The following is a 2,728-nucleotide window of genomic DNA, read 5'->3' as shown; positions in this document are numbered from 1 at the left end:
AAAAACTATACTCCTTTATTTTGAATGATGGCATCACCTTTTATTAGAATTGTCCCTTGGTTTAGCAAATGTTTTTTTGTAAATAATATATTTGTTAAACCATTAATTAAGGGGGACTAGTATGCCGCAGGATCGAAAAGAAGAAGTGCAAAACGATACATATGAAGGAAAAGAGGTTATGCCAGATAATCCACAATATCTACCGCGTCACGTGCAAATGGAGCTGCCTCCCGAATTTTCTATAAATCCTCTTTTTGCCCGCAAAGGAGAATCAGTCGTTCCGCGCTTTCACATGCCTGATGAAGGCATGTTACCAGAAACAGCGTATCAAATCGTCCATGATGAAATGACTCTTGATGGCAATGCACGCTTGAATCTTGCAACATTCGTTAGTACATGGATGGAACCTACCGCAGAGCACTTATATGCTAAAGCATTTGATAAGAACATAATTGATAAGGACGAATATCCACAGACAGCTGAAATTGAGGAGCGGTGTGTACGCATTTTAGCCAACCTCTGGCATTCCCCCAGCCCCCTTACAACTATGGGCGTTTCAACAACTGGATCGTCGGAAGCCTGTATGCTCGGGGGGCTTGCGTTAAAGAGACGCTGGCAAAATGTACGAAAAAGAGAGGGTAAGCCGGTGGATCGGCCTAATATTGTGTTTAGTTCTGCTGTTCAAGTCGTTTGGGAAAAATTTGCGAACTATTGGGAGGTTGAACCACGCTATGTGAAGGTTAGCCCTGAGCATCCCCGATTAGATCCTCAAGGGGTCCTTGCAGCCGTGGATGAAAATACGATTGGTGTGGTACCGATTCTCGGTGAGACTTATACCGGACTTTACGAACCGGTTGCCGCCATTGCAAAAGCGTTGGACGATTTACAGGAGAGGACGGGACTCGACATTCCTATGCATGTAGATGCGGCTTCGGGCGGATTTATAGCACCGTTTCTTCAACCAGATTTAGTCTGGGATTTTCAGTTGCCGAGGGTGAAGTCCATCAATGTATCGGGACATAAATATGGATTAGTCTATCCTGGCTTGGGTTGGATAATTTGGCGGGAAGCTGATGATCTCCCCGATGATTTAATCTTCCGCGTCTCCTATTTAGGTGGAAACATGCCGACTTTTGCCCTGAATTTTTCACGTCCTGGCGCACAAGTGCTCCTACAATATTACAATTACCTGCGTTTGGGGAAAAGTGGGTACTATGATGTCCAAAGGGCTTCTCAGAAGGTCGCTCTTTTTCTTAGCAAGGCGATTCAGGAGATGGAACCGTTCGAACTTTTGTCCGATGGTTCGGATATTCCGGTTTTCGCTTGGCAACTGAAAAAAGGTTACACATTAAACTGGAACCTTTATGATTTATCTCGACAATTGCGTGTGTTCGGCTGGCAAGTACCCGCATATCCATTGCCTCCAGATCTAGAAGCAGTGACGATTATGCGCGTTGTGGTTCGAAACGGATTTTCTATGGATCTCGCGCATTTATTTTTGAGGAACCTCAAACAGGCCGTTGCCTTTCTGGATTCCTTGGATGGACCTATGCCACATGATACGAAATGTGATAATGGGTTTCATCACTAATTAGGGAGCAGCTCTCGTCGTCGTTAAATTGAGCTCAACACCCATAACTTTTCGAGCTATCGACTGGGAAGTGGTACAGAAAAGCTGATGGTTTCAACCAAGGGATACATGATGATAGGTGATGAACAAATTGATGCCTGAGGGCTTTACAATATCAAATCATACGCCTAGTTTTCAGAAATCTATTGGCTTTTCTTCTGGTTTCAAAAGACACAATTCAAATCTGTTGAAGAGTTAAAGAAATTTGTAGCTAGTATTTCCTTTTGGGAGGTACCATTAGCTGCTTTAGGAGTTAGTCCACCATTACATTGGATTTTAGCGGATAAATGGGGTAAATCTATTGTATTAGAATCGACAAGGAGTAGTGACTAATAGTCCTGAGTTTAATTGGCATTTATAAAATTTAAGACAATATATAGGTCTTAAATCGCAGCCATGCGCGGGGGATGTACCATTAAGTGCTTTTGGACAAGGTTCAGGTTCAATGGGACTTAATGGAGATTTCACCCCACCATCAAGGTTTATACGGGCAGCGTATGGTAAACAAAATATTCAGGGTATAGATAACGAAGAAGAGGGTATATCGGTCATTTTTCGTATTTTGTAAAATTGTGAGGTTCCAAAAGGAGGAGTAATAACGGAAGAAGATACATTAGATAATACTATTTATACAAGCGCAACGTGCATGGAGTCTGGTACATATTATTACCATATCTATGATTGTAGATAAATTATTGCCCTTCGATATTAGTAACAGGATAGCTGCTTAACGATAAAAATAAATTTGCCAATTTTCTTGCAAAATGTAACGGGTGCTCTACCGATTGGATATGAATATACATAATTAAGGGATTCATGTATAACCAGTGATTATGTAAAGCACTGACAATAATTCCTTGTTGTACAATTGATTTCATAAATGCAGGGATCTCTTCTTGTAGAACCGCGATTTCTCCTAAATTTAATGCATTGCCATTTTGATCCAACGATTCAAAACTTACTCCGACGGGAACTACATAGGCACTTGGTTTTCCTTGAACCAGGACCTTAAAATTGCGGTGAAAAGACACCGAACAACCACCTTGATTTATTTTACTCTTTCCTTTAAGAATTGCAGCAAATTGATCAGAAATGAAA

General features: G+C 41.3%; 2 protein-coding genes and 1 pseudogene. 2 read left to right on the top strand and 1 reads right to left on the bottom strand.

All coding sequences use genetic code 11. The features are described from left to right. Positions 1 to 121: 121 nt before the first annotated feature. Together ACQGSG_RS28180 and ACQGSG_RS28175 are read left to right on the top strand one after the other, a co-directional pair. On the top strand, positions 122 to 1,591 hold the full coding sequence (locus tag ACQGSG_RS28180; RefSeq protein ID WP_097813657.1) for a glutamate decarboxylase: 1,470 nt from the start codon (positions 122 to 124) through the stop codon (positions 1,589 to 1,591). Positions 1,592 to 1,798: 207 nt separating this feature from the next. Then, positions 1,799 to 2,318: pseudogene (locus tag ACQGSG_RS28175) on the top strand (linear amide C-N hydrolase); the annotation flags it as partial. 4 nt (positions 2,319 to 2,322) lie between these two features. Here the strand turns inward: ACQGSG_RS28175 and ACQGSG_RS28170 are convergent. Then, positions 2,323 to 2,728: DUF1259 domain-containing protein (locus ACQGSG_RS28170; protein ID WP_426948618.1), on the bottom strand; the 406-nt coding region annotated here is incomplete at its 5' end.

The sequence above is a fragment of the Bacillus sp. GMa5/1 genome, assembly GCF_050172015.1.
Classification (GTDB): Bacteria; Bacillota; Bacilli; order Bacillales; family Bacillaceae_G; genus Bacillus_A; species Bacillus_A cereus.
This window is presented reverse-complemented; position numbering and strand designations above follow the sequence as displayed.

Coding starts and splice junctions, on each gene's coding strand:
- ACQGSG_RS28180 (WP_097813657.1), top strand. CDS start 122: ATGCCGCAGGATCGAAAAGAAGAAGTGCAAAACGATACATATGAAGGA.